The 15,311-nt window shown below is 71.4% G+C and carries 15 protein-coding genes; 13 read left to right on the top strand and 2 right to left on the bottom strand.

Annotated elements, in window-relative coordinates:
* Positions 1 to 86: 86 nt before the first annotated feature.
* Positions 87 to 725: a hypothetical protein gene (locus M0R80_18735; GenBank protein ID MCK9461671.1), complete on the top strand. Its 639-nt coding sequence runs from the start codon at positions 87 to 89 to the stop codon at positions 723 to 725.
* 11 nt (positions 726 to 736) lie between these two features.
* On the opposite strand, the gene M0R80_18730 is transcribed toward M0R80_18735, so the two are convergent.
* Positions 737 to 2,701: a hypothetical protein gene (locus M0R80_18730; protein MCK9461670.1), complete on the bottom strand. Its 1,965-nt coding sequence runs from the start codon at positions 2,699 to 2,701 to the stop codon at positions 737 to 739.
* Between the two features lie 132 nt (positions 2,702 to 2,833).
* Between M0R80_18730 and M0R80_18725 the strand changes: the two genes are divergently transcribed.
* The 11 genes from M0R80_18725 to M0R80_18675 all read left to right on the top strand — a co-directional run bounded on the left by M0R80_18725 (position 2,834) and on the right by M0R80_18675 (position 13,746).
* Complete coding sequence (locus tag M0R80_18725) at positions 2,834 to 4,510, top strand: tetratricopeptide repeat protein (GenBank protein MCK9461669.1); 1,677 nt, start codon at positions 2,834 to 2,836, stop codon at positions 4,508 to 4,510.
* Positions 4,511 to 4,520: 10 nt separating this feature from the next.
* Positions 4,521 to 4,928: a cupin domain-containing protein gene (locus M0R80_18720; GenBank protein ID MCK9461668.1), complete on the top strand. Its 408-nt coding sequence runs from the start codon at positions 4,521 to 4,523 to the stop codon at positions 4,926 to 4,928.
* A 71-nt stretch (positions 4,929 to 4,999) separates the two neighbouring features.
* Positions 5,000 to 5,629 (top strand): hypothetical protein, encoded by a 630-nt coding sequence (locus tag M0R80_18715; GenBank protein MCK9461667.1) that lies wholly within the window; start codon positions 5,000 to 5,002, stop codon positions 5,627 to 5,629.
* Between the two features lie 2 nt (positions 5,630 to 5,631).
* Entirely contained in the window at positions 5,632 to 5,949 is a 318-nt protein-coding gene (locus M0R80_18710) for a hypothetical protein (protein ID MCK9461666.1), read from the top strand.
* Between the two features lie 85 nt (positions 5,950 to 6,034).
* Positions 6,035 to 7,366: a C2 domain-containing protein gene (locus tag M0R80_18705; protein ID MCK9461665.1), complete on the top strand. Its 1,332-nt coding sequence runs from the start codon at positions 6,035 to 6,037 to the stop codon at positions 7,364 to 7,366.
* A 104-nt stretch (positions 7,367 to 7,470) separates the two neighbouring features.
* The gene (locus M0R80_18700; GenBank protein ID MCK9461664.1) at positions 7,471 to 9,684 is read left to right on the top strand and encodes a UvrD-helicase domain-containing protein; all 2,214 of its coding nucleotides are present in this window, start codon (positions 7,471 to 7,473) and stop codon (positions 9,682 to 9,684) included.
* 1 nt (position 9,685) lies between these two features.
* Positions 9,686 to 10,792 carry a putative manganese transporter gene (locus M0R80_18695; protein MCK9461663.1) on the top strand — a complete coding sequence of 369 codons (1,107 nt, stop codon included), beginning with the start codon at positions 9,686 to 9,688 and terminating at the stop codon, positions 10,790 to 10,792.
* A 7-nt stretch (positions 10,793 to 10,799) separates the two neighbouring features.
* Positions 10,800 to 11,369, top strand: a complete 570-nt coding sequence (locus tag M0R80_18690; GenBank protein ID MCK9461662.1) for a DUF5698 domain-containing protein — start codon at positions 10,800 to 10,802, stop codon at positions 11,367 to 11,369.
* Positions 11,366 to 12,100: a hypothetical protein gene (locus tag M0R80_18685; GenBank protein MCK9461661.1), complete on the top strand. Its 735-nt coding sequence runs from the start codon at positions 11,366 to 11,368 to the stop codon at positions 12,098 to 12,100. The genes M0R80_18690 and M0R80_18685 overlap by 4 nt, the downstream gene beginning before the upstream one ends.
* A gap of 168 nt (positions 12,101 to 12,268) precedes the next feature.
* Complete coding sequence (locus M0R80_18680) at positions 12,269 to 13,000, top strand: M23 family metallopeptidase (GenBank protein MCK9461660.1); 732 nt, start codon at positions 12,269 to 12,271, stop codon at positions 12,998 to 13,000.
* Entirely contained in the window at positions 12,997 to 13,746 is a 750-nt protein-coding gene (locus M0R80_18675; protein ID MCK9461659.1) for an SAM-dependent methyltransferase, read from the top strand. The genes M0R80_18680 and M0R80_18675 overlap by 4 nt, the downstream gene beginning before the upstream one ends.
* Here M0R80_18675 and M0R80_18670 read toward each other — a convergent pair.
* Positions 13,736 to 14,692 carry a hypothetical protein gene (locus M0R80_18670; protein ID MCK9461658.1) on the bottom strand — a complete coding sequence of 319 codons (957 nt, stop codon included), beginning with the start codon at positions 14,690 to 14,692 and terminating at the stop codon, positions 13,736 to 13,738. The genes M0R80_18675 and M0R80_18670 overlap by 11 nt on opposite strands.
* Before the next feature lie 130 nt (positions 14,693 to 14,822).
* Between M0R80_18670 and M0R80_18665 the strand changes: the two genes are divergently transcribed.
* Positions 14,823 to 15,266 carry a hypothetical protein gene (locus M0R80_18665; GenBank protein ID MCK9461657.1) on the top strand — a complete coding sequence of 148 codons (444 nt, stop codon included), beginning with the start codon at positions 14,823 to 14,825 and terminating at the stop codon, positions 15,264 to 15,266.
* The last annotated feature ends 45 nt before the right edge of the window (positions 15,267 to 15,311 follow it).

Raw genomic sequence — 15,311 nt, 5'->3', positions numbered from 1 at the left:
GCCGTTGAATGGCCCATGGCATTTCGCGTCGATTGGGGTATGTTCGGGCGCGGATCGGCGGGCGATCCGCGAGGAGGAGCTTCAAGATGATTTCCAGTTTTTCGGGGCGCGCCGACGTCATCCTCTGCGCTGCCGCCGTCGTCTGGGCGACGTCGTGCGGGATGCGACCGCCGCCCGAGTACCATGAGGCCTCCGAGGCGCAGGACGTGGATCTGCGCCCGCTCCCCGCGGCGGAGGACGGCGCCGACGCTGGCGCGCGGGACACGGCGGACGCCTCGCCGGACGGCCCGGGCATGGGTACGCTCTCGCTCGCGCTTCCCTGGGGCGCGATACCCTCCATGCCGATCGCGCAGCTGCTCGGAAAGAGCCGGGCGGACATCGAGACCCTCGTGTCCCCCGTGAAGCCCGAGTCGAAAGAGGAGAGGGCCGCGATGCGCAAGGAGGCGAAGGAGGGCTGGACGCGCTACACCGCCAACCTGCGGATCCGCTACGGGGACGCGGACGTCGCGGTGGAGCTCGAGCAGCAGGTTCCCTCCGAGCTCTCCTGTGTCGACGCGGCGAAGTGGCTCGGCTTCGCCGACGCCGAGTCGCCGACCGAGGCGGACGGCCGGTGCGTGTGGAGCGCCGGCGAGGGCGGCGCGAGGCTCGGCGGCGGCGGGAGCGGAGATCTCGATCGAAAGAGCTCGATCTTCCGGGCGTCCAAGCCCTTCCAGCAGACACCGTAACGCGCGCCGGGCTACCGGCGCTTCGCTCCGAGGGCGCGGGAGATCCTGTCGAGGCGCCGCGCGATCGCGCGCGCCCATCGCCCGAGCAGCGGGTACGGCCGGTTGACGGTGCACGCCGCGCCGGCGGCGGCGCCGATGGCCGCCGCGACGACCGCCGCGCCCGGGGTCGGCCAGGTGGCGGAGAGGCCGACGCCCGCGCCGAGGGCTGCCGACAGCCCGATGACGTTCCAGCGGATGCTGGCGCGCGCGCTCCGCGCCGCGGCGATGACGGCCGGCACCGCGTCGAGCCCGCGGTCTCCCATGTCGGCGTCCGCCAGCGTGGGGCCGGTGCCGCCGAGCGCGATGGCCGCCGTCGCGGTGCGCAGGGCCTCCTCGAACGCCGGCCCGTGCCCGAGCAGGATCGCGGTGTCGCCGGCCGACGCGACGTCCGTGAGGACCGAGCCTATCCGCGCCTCGCTCACCTCGAAGTGCACCCGCTCGATCCCCAGGCGGGCGCCGAGCGCCCGTGCGGCGTCCACCTCGGCCGAGCTCGCCATCGCCGGCTCGAGCCCCTGGAGCGCGAGGCTGCGCACGACCTCGCCGGCGACCGGCAGGGGCTCCTCCTCGATCGCGAACGTAGCGGCCACGCGGCCCCCCATCCCCACGAAGAAGGCGCGCCTCCCCGAGGCCTCGACCTCCGACGCCCAGGGCTCGTGCTCCGCGGTCGAGACGCACCGGTCGAGGAGGAGGCGGCGCGTGCCGCAGAGCACCTCCCCGCCGGCCGCGGCCCCGACGGCGCCGGCGCCGGGGATCAGCTCCGCGCGATCGACCGAGGGGAGCGGCTGCGACGCGCGGCCGGACGCGAACGACGCGATCGGCTCGGCGAAGCGCCCCGCGATCTTCGATTCGAGCGCCGCGAGGTGCGCGGCCACCGAGCTCGCGTCGAGCCCGGGGACGACGCGCCAGTCGACGACCCGGAGCTCCTTCGCCAAGAGAGTGCGCCGCGCCATGAACATCGCGATGCGCGACGCGCCGATGCGCTCGACCGCGTTCGCGTCCCGCACGGCGATCCCGTTCCGCGACGCGGCGAGGGCGACGGCCAGGTGGACGTCGCCGGTCGCGAGCCGGAGAGCCCGCGTGTTCAAGGCGATCAGGGCGACCGCCCCGGCGGCGAGCGCGTCCTCCGCCGAAAGGAGGCCCGCGGCGCGGAGCGCGAGCGCGAGCGCCGCGGCGAACGGGAACCGCGCCCACCCGAGGACGAGCGCCGCCCGCCTGAGGAGCGCCGCGGTGGAGGAGTTGTCGCGCCACTCGTCGGCGACGAGCCCGAGGCGCGCGCCAGCCGCCACCTCGAGAACCCCCGAGCGCCGGCGGCCGACGATCTCGACGGCGCGACCGACGCGCTCGGCGATCAGCACCGCGAGGGCGCACAGGAGCGGGTATCGGGAGCCGGAGCCGGCGACGGAGGCGGTCAGCAGGAGCGCCGCCGCGACGTGCGGCGCGATCGACTCGGCGACACGGTAGAGACCCTGACGGCGCGCCCGCAGGACGCCGAGGACGGCGCTCGCGACGACGCCGACGGCCGCGATGCCCGCGGCGAGGAGGCCGCGCAGCGCCGGCGGCACGAGCGCTGCGGCCGCGGCGAGCCCGCAGAGGACCGCCGCCTCGATCGCGAGAGGCGCGAGGTGGCTCGCGAGGAGGTTCAAGGGGCCGCGCCGCGGGGCCAGGAGGTCCTCCGCGATCGTGGGCGCGAACGGCTCCCCCTCGAGCTGCGGCGGCGCCTCCGCGCCCGGTTCGGGGCGATGTTCCTCGGACGCGACCGCCGGCGGCTCCACCGCGATCGCCGGCTCGGACGGATCGGGGCGGTTCAGGTGGATCGAGCGGCACTCGGGAGAGCAGAAGTGGATGATGCGCCCGCCGACGATGCTCACGGCGCCGGCGCGCAGCGGGTCCACCGCGGCGCCGCAGCGCGGGCAGGTCGATTCGGTGCGCGCGGTCACGATTCGACGAGTTATCCGCTGCGGGCGCGCCGCGTCAAGGGCTACGGAATCGGGCGCTTCGAAATAGCCGGGAGGTTCAGGCGTTGACTTGTGCGGGTGGGGTCCCGTAAACCCGGTGGCGAGGTCAATGAAATGAAATACAGATGTGTCAGTTGCGATCATGTTTTCGAGCACGAGGGCGCGGACAAGCCACGCTGTCCCCGGTGCCTCGGGATCCACGAGATCGAGCCGGTCGCGGCCAGGGAGCCCAAGGCGCCCGCGCCGGAGAAGCGGCGGCGGTATCGCTGGCTGATCGCGGCGATCATCGTCGCGCTCGGCGTCGGCGCGTACCTCACGTACCCGTACATCTCGGGGATGGGGGACGGCGACGGGGCGCAGCCGCTCGAGGGCGATCTCCTGCGCGCCGCGATGGTCCGCGCCGGCGTGCCGGAGGCCGACGTCGTGCTGCCGTTCGAGATCACCGCGCGGATCCGTGCGTTCGCCGAGAGGGCTGTCGACGGCCGCGACGACGCCGAGGCGCTCGAGGCGCTCGTCTCCGCCCTGGCCGACATGAAGAAGCAGGGCAGGTGGACCCAGCACCAGCAGCGGACGCCGCGCATCGAGGATCCGATGACCGCGGACGCGCTGCTCGCCGCGCTCGAGGGGGCGCAGGAGAAGCCGTACCAGGCGACGAGCTACGAGCTCGCGTGCCTCCTCCTCGCCGCGGCGCGCGCGGTCGAGGTCGACGCGCACCTGGCCCAGATCTTCTCGTTCGAGGGTCGCAAGGCGCCGGCGGATCAGGCGGGCAAGCTCGGCCGGTACGGCGTGACGCTCGGCAGGGGGACCCCGAAGGAGCCGCCGCCACTGTTCGATCCGTTCGAGCTGCGGACCGGGAAGGCCGCACGGGCCGATCTCCTCGTGCTCGGCGACGAGGCGGCCGTCGGGCCGTTCTACGCCCACAAGTCGCTCGCGCGGCTGACGGCGCGAAAGACCTCCGAGGCGCTCGTGCTGAACGATCTCGCCATCAAGCTCGATCCCGGCTGCGCGCTCTTCCGCAGCGGCCGCGGCCTGATCTTCCTGGCGAGCGGCGCGGGCGAGGAGGCGATCGCGGAGTTCGAGAAGGCGATCAAGCGGCGCGACGATCCGGTCTCCCGGGTCAACCTCGCCGAGGTGCTGCTGGCGGTCCAGCCGATGGGGGATCGCGCCAAGAGCGAGCTCGAGGCGGCGCTGTCCAAGATGCCCGACTACGTGCGGGCGCGCGTGTTCCTCTCGGGCGTGTACTTGATGCGCGGCGAGCTCGAGGCCGCGGAGAGCGAGCTCGGGACGGCCGAGCGGCTGGCCCCCGACTCGCCGGAGGTGGCGTTCGGGTGGGCCGGCTACTACGCGGCGAAGCACGACGGCGACCAGGCGATCGCCAAGGGGCAGCAGGCGGTGCGGCTCGGGGGCGAGGACCTCGAGTCGCTCGTGCGGCTCGCCCAGATCTACGCGGCGACCGCCCGCTTCGACGAGATGCGCGCCACGCTCGACAGGGCGCTCGCCCTCTCCGATTCGAAGGAGGTCGCGGCGGTCATCGAGCAGATGTTCGGCTACTCCAGAGAGGACGCGAGCGATGACGACGGCGCGGCGGACGCCGGGGCCGGCGGCGGGGGCGGCGGTCTCGCGGGCGAGCTCGAGCTCAACATGGACAAGAAGGCCGGCCCGTCGCTGCTCGGCTCGGACGGGCTGAAGCTCGGTCCGGGATTGGGCGGCGGCGGATTGGGCGGGGGATTGGGCGGGGGGCCTGGAACGCCGGGATCGAACGGATTGAAGTTGAAGTACAACATGGAATAGCAGGTATTAAATGACCGTAAATACAGTAAATTTGTCGACGCCCATCATCGGGGAGACGCGCGCGGTCACCGCACGGGAGGTCCAGAGATCCCGGGGCGCCCGGATTCGCGTCCTGCTCGGCCCCGACGACGGCATGCCGCGGTTCCACATGCGAGAGTTCACGCTGGAGCCCGGCGGGCGCATCCCAGAGCACGGCCACCCCGAGATCGAGCACCTGCAGCTCGTGCTCGCGGGAGAGCTCACGATCTCGCTCGACGGCGCCGCGCGTACCGTCGGCGCCGGGCACTTCATCTACATCCCGCCCGGCTGCGCGCACTGGTACGAGAACCGGGGCGCGGTCGAGTGCCGGTTCCTGTGCATGATCCCGGCAGGGATCGCGTACACGACGGATTGGAAGGAACCCGGCGAGCGCGGGTGACGCCCGCAATGCCCGTTGTGTCCGGGCCGCCGACCGCGCTATGCTCGAGGACACGGCGAGTGGAGGTCCGAGTGGCTCTCGACGCAAGAACCTGGCCCGTAGCGATCGTCGCGGCGGCCGTTCTCCGAGCGGCGCCGGCGTTCTGCCAGGAGGAGGAGGCCGCGACTGCGCCGCCCGCCGCCTCAGCGGAGGAGGCCGCACCGACCGACGCCGAGGTGGTCGCGGTCTCGGAGCCGCCCGTGAAGAAGGGGCTCCCCCTCTGCGCCGCCGCAACCAGCTACAAGGAGTGCAAGGTCCTGTGCCGGGCGCAGTTCCTGACCAAGATCAAGGCGGCGGCCGCCAAGAAGGAGCTGGACAAGGCGAAGCTCGCGGTCCACGGGTGGTGGACCCTCGGCGCCGGCGTCGCCCTGCTCGTCGGCGGCGGTGTCACGGGCGGGGTCGCGATCCACCTGAACAAGGAGCTGCAGGGAGCGTGCGACGGCGGCTCCTGTTCTCCGGCGTACCACGCGGACATCGACACGCGCGATCGCCTGGCCGTGACGTCCACGATACTCGTCGCCGGCGGCGTGGCGGCGTCCGCGGTCGGTGTTCTCATCCTGGCCGTGTTCGCGCGGCCCGCGAAGGCCAAGGCGGACGCCGTCGCGTTCGCTCCGTCGCTCGGCCCGGACGCCGCGGGCGCGACCCTGGCATGGAGGTTCTGAGGATGCGCGCGTTCGCCCTGTCGATCGCCGTCGCCGCGCTCTCGTGCTCCGCGTGCGGCCTGTTCCTCGACGACTTCGCCAAGGGGGGCGACGCTGGCGAGGACACGGGATCCGACTCCGACACGGGCACCGAGACCCCGCTGACGCCGTGCGAAGGCGTCGACCTCGAGATCGACGAGTGCTGCAACGTCGAGGACTCGTGCTTCTACAGCTTCTTCCCGGGCGAGTGCGAGTGCCCGACGTGTCCGTGGGAGACCGACTGCGGGGCTGGCGACGGCGGGGTCCCGGACGGGGGCGCGGACTCCTTGGCGGGGGTGTGACCCTCCGTTTCCTTCCGCGCTTGCACGTCGTGCCGTGTGCTCATATAAATTGAGCGGCAAACCCAAACGGGAGAACGAGGTGGCTATGAAACGTCTAGGATTTTTCGTCTTCGCATCATTGATCGCGCTGCTGGCCCTGGCGCTCGCGGCCCCCGGCTGCGGGAGCAAGAAGCCGAAGCACAAGACGGCCGCGGACGCGGACGCGGGCGTCGACGCGGGCGACGAAGAGGAGATCGCCGGCGATACGAGCGGCGAGGACACCGGCTCCGAGCCCGCGGACACCGGCTCCGAGCCCGCGGACACCGGCTCCGAGCCCGCGGACACCGGCTCGGAGACGCCCGCCAAGGGGCCGGCCGTTTTCCCGCCGGCGCCGGCGAACGACTTCAGCGGAAGGTCGACGAAGGACTACCTCATCTCCATCCGCAAGGCGCAGGTCCTGCCGGCCAAGGGCACCGGCGAGTGCTGGGACGAGTGCGACGGCAAGGCCCAGACGGCGATCGGCACGGCCGTCGGCCAGCTCGGCGCGCTGCCGCCCACGTCGCAGGGCGCGTTCGACACGCCCGCCAAGGTGCTGCAGATGGCGGTCGGCGTAGCCGGCGGCACCGACGCGCTGCCCGACGTGTTCGTGCACATTCGGTGCGGCCACGGCCAGGGCCACGTGACGAACAAGGGCGCGGCGAAGAACAAGATCGCGCCCACGTGGACCTACGAGAACAAGACGATGAGCCTCGACGAGCGCGACGTGTGCGCCATCAGCCTCTGGGACGCGGACGACGACGGCGACGAGGAGATCGGCCGCGTCGAGGTGCCGCTCGTGCAGCGCGCCAATTCCGGCGGCGGCAAGGCGGTCATCTTCGGTGCCGAGGACGGCTTCGGCCTCGTGTACTCGCTCGAGATCGGGGTCAAGGCCAAGGACGCGGCGGGCGGCGGCACGACCGGCGGCGGAACGACGGGCGGCGGCAAGGCCGAGGTGAACGTGCCCAAGGCGCAGTACACGGTCGAGATCGTCAAGGCGCAGATCCAGAAGACCAAGAAGGACGGCAAGGAGTGGGACGCGGCGCCGAAGCAGGGCAGCGGCGGCATCCTCGGCGCGCTCGCGGGCGCCGCGGCCGCAGTGGACGGCAAGGACGTCGACGCGTACGTCGAGGCGTGGTTCAACGGCTACCTGTCCCAGGCTCCCTTCATCACGACGAGCGTGAAGAAGGAGAACTACTACCCGGTGTGGAACGAGAGCGGCGGGCTCACGCTCAAGGACACGGACTTCATCAACTTCATGGTGTGGGACAAGGACGCGGTGAACCCGGACCTGATAGGCGAGTGCAAGACCAAGCCGCTCGGCGTCCAGGGAATGGGCGAGATCAAGCTCGAGAAGTGCGGCCAGGTCGACTACCTCATCGTCAAGATCACGAAGAATTAGAACAGGTGGGACCCCGCAATCCCACTTGTCCCACCTGTCTTAGTAGTCCTACTTCCTCTGTCCCACTTGCTCCATCGTTCCTTCGTCGCTAAGGTGCTGCCCGCATGCGGGACTTCGCGAGCGAGCTGAACGAGCGACAGGCCGAGGCGGTGAGCACGGTGCGAGGGCCGCTGCTCGTGATCGCGGGCGCGGGCTCGGGCAAGACGCGCGTCATCACCTACCGCATCGCGAACCTCGTCGCGAACCACGGCGTGCAAGCGCGGCGCATCATGGCCGTCACGTTCACGAACAAGGCCGCGGGCGAGATGCGCCACCGAGTCGAGACGCTCATCGACGGGGGCGCGGGCTGCTGGGTCGCAACCTTCCACGCCTCCTGCGCCAAGCTCCTCCGGCGGTACGGCGAGCGGTTCGGCGTCGATCCGCGGTTCACGATCTACGACGACCAGGATCAGAAGGCGATGCTCGTGCGGGTCCTCAAGGAGCTCGCGCTCGGCGAGAAGCAGTTCCCGCCGCGCGCCCTGCAGCACGAGATCAACCGCGCGAAGCGAGAGCTCGTCGGGCCGGCCGACTACCCGGAGGGCGACTTCTACCGCGCGCGGGTGAAGAAGATCTACGACCTCTACGAGCGGCGGATGCGCGACGCGAACGCGCTCGACTTCGGCGATCTCCTCTACAGGATCGTGGTCGGCATGCGCGCGGACGAGCGCCTCGCGGCGGAGATCGCGGGGCTGCACGACTACGTGCACGTCGACGAGTTCCAGGACACGAACCGCGTCCAGCTCGAGCTCGTGCGGCTCCTCACGCCGCACGGGAACGTCTGCGTGGTCGGCGACGACGATCAGTCGATCTACTCGTGGCGCGGCGCGGACGTGGGCAACATCCTCGACTTCGAGCGGTTCTTCCCCGGGGCCCGCACCGTGACGCTCGATCGCAACTACCGCTCGACGGGAAACGTGCTCAAGGCGGCGCACGGCGTCGTGAGCCGCCTGGCCGGCCGCCGGCCGAAGGAGCTGTGGACCTCGAACGACGAGGGCGAGAAGATCGGCGTCATCGAGGCGCCGGACGAGCGCGAGGAGGCGCGGCTCGTCGCGCGGGCCCTGAAGGAGCTCGTCCAAGACGGCTTCCCCCTGCGCGAGCAGGCGGTGTTCTACCGCACGAACGCCCAGTCCCGCGTCTTCGAGGAGGTCTTCCGCACGATGTCCATCCCGCACCGCGTCGTCGGCGGCATGCGCTTCTACGAGCGCGCCGAGGTGAAGGACGTCCTCGCGTACATGCGGCTCGTGCAGAACCCGGCGGATCACGCGGCGTTCGTGCGGATCGTGAACACGCCGCCGCGCGGGATCGGCAAGACGACCCTCGACCGGCTCACGGCGATCGCGGCGGGCCACGGGATCTCGATGTACGAGGCGATCGCGCACCCGGCGGCGGCGGAGCTCGGGGGCGCGGCGCTCGCGCGGCTCGCGGCGTTCCGGGCGACGGTGGACGCGTGGCGGGCCGACGCCGAGGCGGGGCCCGCGCGGCTCGCCCGGCGGATCGTCGCCGAGACCGAGTACGTCGGGCGGCTCGAGGCGAAGGACAACGCCGAGGCCGACGCGCGGATGGAGAACGTGCAGGAGCTCCTCGGCTCGATCGAGGACTTCGAGGCCGAGGCGGAGAGCCCCACGCTGGCGACCTTCCTCGAGCTCGTCGCGCTCCAGACCGACGTGGACGCGGCGCGGTTCGACGGCGAGGAGGCGACGCTCATGACCGTGCACGCCGCCAAGGGGCTCGAGTTCGACGTCGTGTTCGTGACGGGGCTCGAGGAGGGGCTGTTCCCGTTCCGTCGCGCCGACGAAGCCTTCGGGGCGCCGGGCGACGGCGAGGACGCGGCGGCCGAGGAGCGGCGGCTCGGCTACGTCGCGATGACCCGGGCGCGCCGTCGGCTCTTCCTGACGCGCGCCGTGACGCGGCGCCTGTTCGGCGGCAGCCGCACGAACCCGCCGTCGCGCTTCTTCGCCGAGATCCCGCCGGAGATCGTCGTCGATCTGTCGCCGCGGCGGCCCGAGGTGACACCCTTCTCCGGCGCCGCGAGGCCCGCGCGGCCGAGCCCTTCCGCCGCGCGGCCGGCGGCGGGCGGCCGGAGGGAGGTCTGGATCGACAGGAGCCTCGATCAGTCCGAGCCGGCGGCGCCCGTGGCGCCGGGGCTCACGGTGCGCCACCCGCGGTTCGGCGTGGGCACGGTCGTGTCGGTGCACCCCGGCGACAAGATCAAGGTGGACGTCCAGTTCCCCGCGTTCGGCAGGAAGACTATACTGCTCGCCTACCTGGAGCTGGACTGAGATGATCGCCGAGGCGTGGGAGGTTCTCGAGGAGTCCTTGACCATCACCGCGTTCGTGGTGATGACGCTCCTCGTCATCGAGCACTTCAACGTCGTCTCCCGCGGCGCGTGGATGCAGCGCCTCTCGACGGGCCGCTTCGCGCAGTACCTGCTGTGCGGCTTCCTCGGCGCGACGCCGGGGTGCGTCGGCGCGTTCGCGGTCGTCAGCCTGTTCTCGCACAAGCGCGTGTCGGTGGGCGCGGTCGTGGCGTGCATGATCGCCACCTGCGGGGACGAGGCGTTCGTCATGATCGCGCTGTTCCCGGAGCGCGCGCTCGCCACGTTCGCCGGCCTGTTCGTCCTCGGGGTCCTGGTCGGCTACGCGGTGGACGCCGTCGCCGCGCGGCTCGCGGCGCGAAGGCCGGCGAGCGCCGACGGGCCGGACTGCGACTTCCACATGCACGAGCACGAGGTGGCGGACTCCCGGTCGCTCGGGGGCCGGCTGCGCGACCAGTGGCTGCACCCGACCCCGATCCGCGCGATCCTGAGCGTCAGCGTCCTCCTGTTCGTGCTCTTCCTCGTGGCGGGCCAGTTGGATCTGCTCGGGACCGGCGACCTCGTGGGCGAGCACGGGGGCGGGCACGGCGGTGGCCACGGCGACGGCGGCGTCGGATTCGAGTGGGTGACGCTCGTCACGCTGTCGGTCGTGGGCCTCCTCATCCTCGTCACGGTGTCGGACCACTTCCTCGAGGAGCACCTCTGGCACCACGTGCTGAAGACGCACGTCCCGCGCATCTTCCTGTGGACCGTCGGCGCGCTCGGGGCGATCGCCGTGCTGCAGCACTTCATCGATCTCGAGTCGGCCGTCGCGGGCAACAAGTACATGGTGCTCGTCGCCGCTGTGGCGATAGGCCTCATCCCGCAGTCCGGGCCGCACCTCGTCTTCGTCACCCTGTTCGCCGAGGGCGCGCTGCCGTTCGGGATCCTGCTCGCGAACTGCATCGTCCAGGACGGGCACGGCATGGTGCCGATGCTCGCCCACTCGCGGCGGCACTTCGTCATCATCAAGGGCGTCGACGCGATCGTCGCGCTCGCGGTCGGGGCCGCGTGGCTCGTGGCCGGCATGTGAGGTCTGGATGGAGGACATCTTCCAGGGGAACTTGGCGGTCGCGGCCGCGCTGATCTTCGCGCTGCGGATAGTCGACGTGTCGCTCGGCACGGTGCGGACGATCTCGCTCATCCACGGGCGGATCGCGACCGCGGTGCTCCTCGGCTTCTTCGAGGTGCTCACGTGGATCACCGTCGTCGCGCAGGTGATAGGCGGCGTGAGCGAGAACCCGGTGCTGCTCGTCGCGTACGCGGCGGGGTTCGCCGCCGGCAACGGCGTCGGGATCGTCATCGAGCGGCGGCTGGCGATCGGCGTGCAGATGCTCCAGATCATCTCCCAGACCCACGGCGAGGAGATCGCCGCCGCGATCCGGGAGCGCGGCCAGGCGGTGACGGTGTTCACGGGCGAGGGGCGCGACGGACCGGTGCGGATGCTGCTCACGACCTGTCAGCGGCGCAAGGTGCCCGGCCTGATAGGAACGGCGCGCGGCATCGACCCGGACGTCTTCTACGTCGTGGAGCCGGTGTCGGAGCTGCGCAAGAACGTGCGGCTCGCCACGCGTCCGACCGGCTGGCGGTCGGTGGGGAAGGCGAAGTGAGCGCGCGCCTCGCGGCGGTGTGCGCTGCGGCCGTCCTCGCGCTGGCCTGCGGGGCGACGCCGGACGCCATGGATCTCTCGTCGCCGCCGCTCCTCGACGCGGGCGTCGAGGATCCTCTGGCGACGGGCGGGCCGTCGTCCGGGCTCGGGGACGCGATCGCGCGCTGGGACGCGGAGGGCAAGTCCGCCGCGGCGTCCGCCGGCGAGAGGGCGTGCGTCGGGCCGGCGCCGGATCGCGCGCTCTCGGGGCCGGAGATGGAGCGGATCTTCGCCGCCGCGTTCGAGGGGCTGCTCCGTGCGCCGCGGTTCGTCGCCACCCGCGTGGCGCAGGGGCTGTGGGCGGGCGACGTGCTCAAGGCGAACGTCGCGGAGCTTGAGGGCGAGGACGGCGCGCGCAAGATCTGGCTCGGCGAGAAGCGGGTCGAGAGGCGGCTGCCGTACGAGGACGGCGGCAGGACTCGGCACCTCGTCCTCCGGTCGTCCGTCGCGAACCCGCAGCTCGTCGCGAGCGGCCCGGCGGCGGTCCAGCGCGACGTCGTGATCCTCGAGGTCGGCGCGCGCTACGGGGAGGGCGACGGAGAGGCGATCGCGCTCGTCGACAGGGCGGCGCGGCTCGTGGCCGTGCTCGAGCACAAGGGCGGAGCGTGGAGCTTCGTGCGATCCGTGGACGTCACGGGCTTCGACGAGACGCGCGAGGCGATCTGCCGGGCGATAGAGGCGAAGGCTCCCTAGAAGTTGTCGAGCATGCGCTCGAGCGTGTCCCCTACGATCTCGCAAATCGGCATCCCTGCAGCTTTTCTGTCTCCGTTCCGTCTATTGTTGGGGCACATGGAAACCTCCGTACATATCCCACATTATACTACCAAAGTTCACACCGTCAAAAAGTGGTATAGTCCGCCCATGCGGCTCCGTTCCCTCCTGCTCGTGATCCTGGTCTCGGCGCTCGCCGTCGGCGCGAGCGCGGCGCTCGCGGCCGGCAAGCCCGAGCCGGCCGGGCACCAGCGAGCCCGTGCGCGCGCCGAACGGCTGGGGCTCGGCACGAGGGTCGCGGCGAGCGCGCTGCTCCGCGGGGAGCCCGAGGCGCGGTGGGCGAGCGCGGCGGGCGGGGGCAAGGACCGGCTCCCGGGGACGCTGCGCTGGCCGGTGGCCAAGGGATGGTTCGTGCGCGGCTTCGGCTCGGGCGAGAACGGCCGGCACCTCGCGGTCGACATCGCGGGCCAGACCGGCTGGAACGTCCGGGCCGCCGCGGACGGGATCGTCGGCTACGCGGACGACGGCGTGAAGGGGTACGGCAACCTCGTCATGATCGTCCACTCCGGCGGGGTCGTGACGCTCTACGGGCACAACTCGAAGCTCAAGGTCGCCGCCGGCCAGCTCGTCGCGCGCGGCGACGTGATCGCCGAGGTCGGCTCCACCGGCATCAGCCGCGGGCCGCACGTCCACTTCGAGATGTTGTACGGCGGGCTGGTGTGTGATCCGCTCCCGCTGTTCCGGCCGGGCGTGCGCCACCGCGACGGGCACATGTCGCCGCTGCCCCGCGCGATCTGGCGCAGGCCGACGAGGCGTCCGGACGCGGTCGAATGCCGGCCGCGCCACGGCGGATCCAAGAACGGCGAGGCGGAGTCGCCGTGAGCCGCTCAGCCGTCCCGACGCTCGAGGAGATCCGCGACGCGCTGCAAAGGCTGTTCATCGGCGCCGAGGGCTGCGGGCTCCGGACGGAGGACGAGAAGAAGTGCGTCGAGGTGCGCGCGATGTTCGCCGAGCTCGGCCGCGTGCGCAAAGGCGGGCTCCTCGTCGACGCGGCCGCGGGCAAGGCGCCGGTCGGGCTCGTCGCCGCGGAGCTGCTCGGCTTCGAGCGCCTCGTCGTGATCGAGCGCGACGAGGGCAGGGTGGGCGCGTGCCACGCGGCGGCGGAGCGCCTCGTGCGGCGAGCCGAGGTGCGGATCCGCGAGGGAGACGTCGGGGATCCCGCGCTGTGGCCCGATCGCCCCGACGCGGCGGTGGCGCTCCACGCCTGCGGTCCCGCGGCGGATCGGATTATCGACGCGGCGGTGCGCGCACGAGCCCGGTTCCTCCTGCTCGTCCCCTGCTGTTACGGCGCAGAGATCCCGTTCGCGCGGGCCGCGGCCGACGCCGTCGCGCGCGCCGATCTCTGCCGACACGCCGAGATCCGCCGCCGCGTGGAGAACGCGCTCGTGGACGCGGAGCGGACGCTCCGGCTCGAGGCCGGCGGCTACCGCGTCGAGGTCGTGCAGCTCGTGCCTCCGACCGTCACGCCGCACAACCTCCTGTGGCGGGCGCGCTGGGCCGGCGAGCCCGTCGCCATGGCGCGCGCGGCCAGACAACTGGAGGGGCTCGTCGAGCGGATCACTCGATGACGGTCGGGGCGCAGGTGGAGACGCCGGCGCCGACGATGTACTTGCCGGTGTTGGCGAAGTGCGTGGTCAGCGCGCCGTCCTGGAACTTGTAGACGTTGGTCGAGCCGTCGGTGAAGGTCTTGTAGAAGACGTAGTAGGCGCCTCCCCAGTGCGCGAACGCCCAGGCGTTGGCGTCGTTCGAGAGCGTCGAGAGCGGGTACGTCTCGCCGCTGACCATCTGGCCGGTCGCCTTGTCGATCTGCGCGATCGTCGGCGTGGCCGCGCTCGGGAAGAAGCCCCAGAGCTCGCCGAGGGCGTTGCCGGTGAACTCCGGGCCCGCCGACGCGAGGCTGCCTATCACGCTCACCGCGCCGTTCGTCACGTCGAGCGTCGCGAGCTGCGCGGGCAAGGCCGCGTTGCCGACGTAGAGCTTCTCCGCGGTCGTGTCCGCGTCGTCGGTGACGTACCCCATGCCGAACGTGTCGAACCCGGACGTGTTGCAGGTGAACGGGATCAGCCCGACGCACGCGCCGGTCTCGATGTCCACCTGGTTGATCCCGATGCACGCGCCGACGAGCGGGCCGACGTACAGCACGTACGCGTACCCGTCGCGGCCCACGGCCATGGAGAACGGCTGCCCCCCCGAGGCGCAGGAGAGGGGCCCGGAGCCGACCTGCTGGAACGCGGTGTCGGCCGACGCGGTCGGATCGAACTTGTAGAACATGTTGTCCTGATCGACCGTGTAGATGAACTTCGAGGCCTCGGAGCAGTCGTCGGAATCCCCGTCCGAGTCGCCGTCGGAGTCGCTGTCGGAGTCGGAGTCGGAATCGCTGTCGGAGTCGCTGTCGGAGTCGGAGTCGCCGTCGCTGTCCGCGTCCGAGGGGTTGAAGGTGTTGTCCTCGCCCTCGCAGCCGAAGGGGACGATGCCGGCGAAGAGCGCCAAGCCGATAATGAGAACTCTGTACATCTTGATCCTCCCTCGTTGTGTACCTTGATACCTATACCCATTTGTGCATCGAGACTCGAAAAGTTGCGTGCGTTTTGAAAATTTTTTTCACCGCCACGGTGTTAGAGTCGGAGTCATCGAGGAGGTGGACATGGATGCCAAACGTCGCGCGTTCGGGCTGCTCGTCGTCGCGGGGCTGATCGCATCGATCGCGCCGGGCTGCGTCTACAAGCCCGTGCAGATCGGCGGGCCGATGTTCGGGAGCGAGGAGCTGAAGGGCAGGCGGCTCGTCAAGCTGGCGGAGGGCAAGACCTGCTCCTCCCACATCCTCTACGCGATCCCGGTCGGCGACGACAGCATGCAGACCGCGCTCGAGCGGTTGACCAAGAAGGCGGCGTGGTCGCCGGACGTGGTCACCGTCGAGCAGGGCGCGATGTTCTGGCTCCTCGGCTGGAGCAACTGCACGCGGATTACCGGCTATGGTGCGGTCGTGTCGGCCACGAAGTTCAAGACGACGATCCTGTCCTCGGAGCCGGCGCCGACGCCAGCTCCCGACGTTGCCCCCAAACCCCTGCCTGAAGAGACCCCGGAATAGAAATCGGGGCGATCGGGCTGGAGGATCGCCGGCCGCGCTTGACGC

Source organism: Pseudomonadota bacterium (assembly GCA_023229365.1).
In the GTDB taxonomy this organism is placed as follows: domain Bacteria; phylum Myxococcota_A; class Polyangia; order JAAYKL01; family JAAYKL01; genus JALNZK01.
Note: the sequence above shows the minus strand (reverse complement) of the source record. Positions and strands in the feature narration are given on the sequence as shown.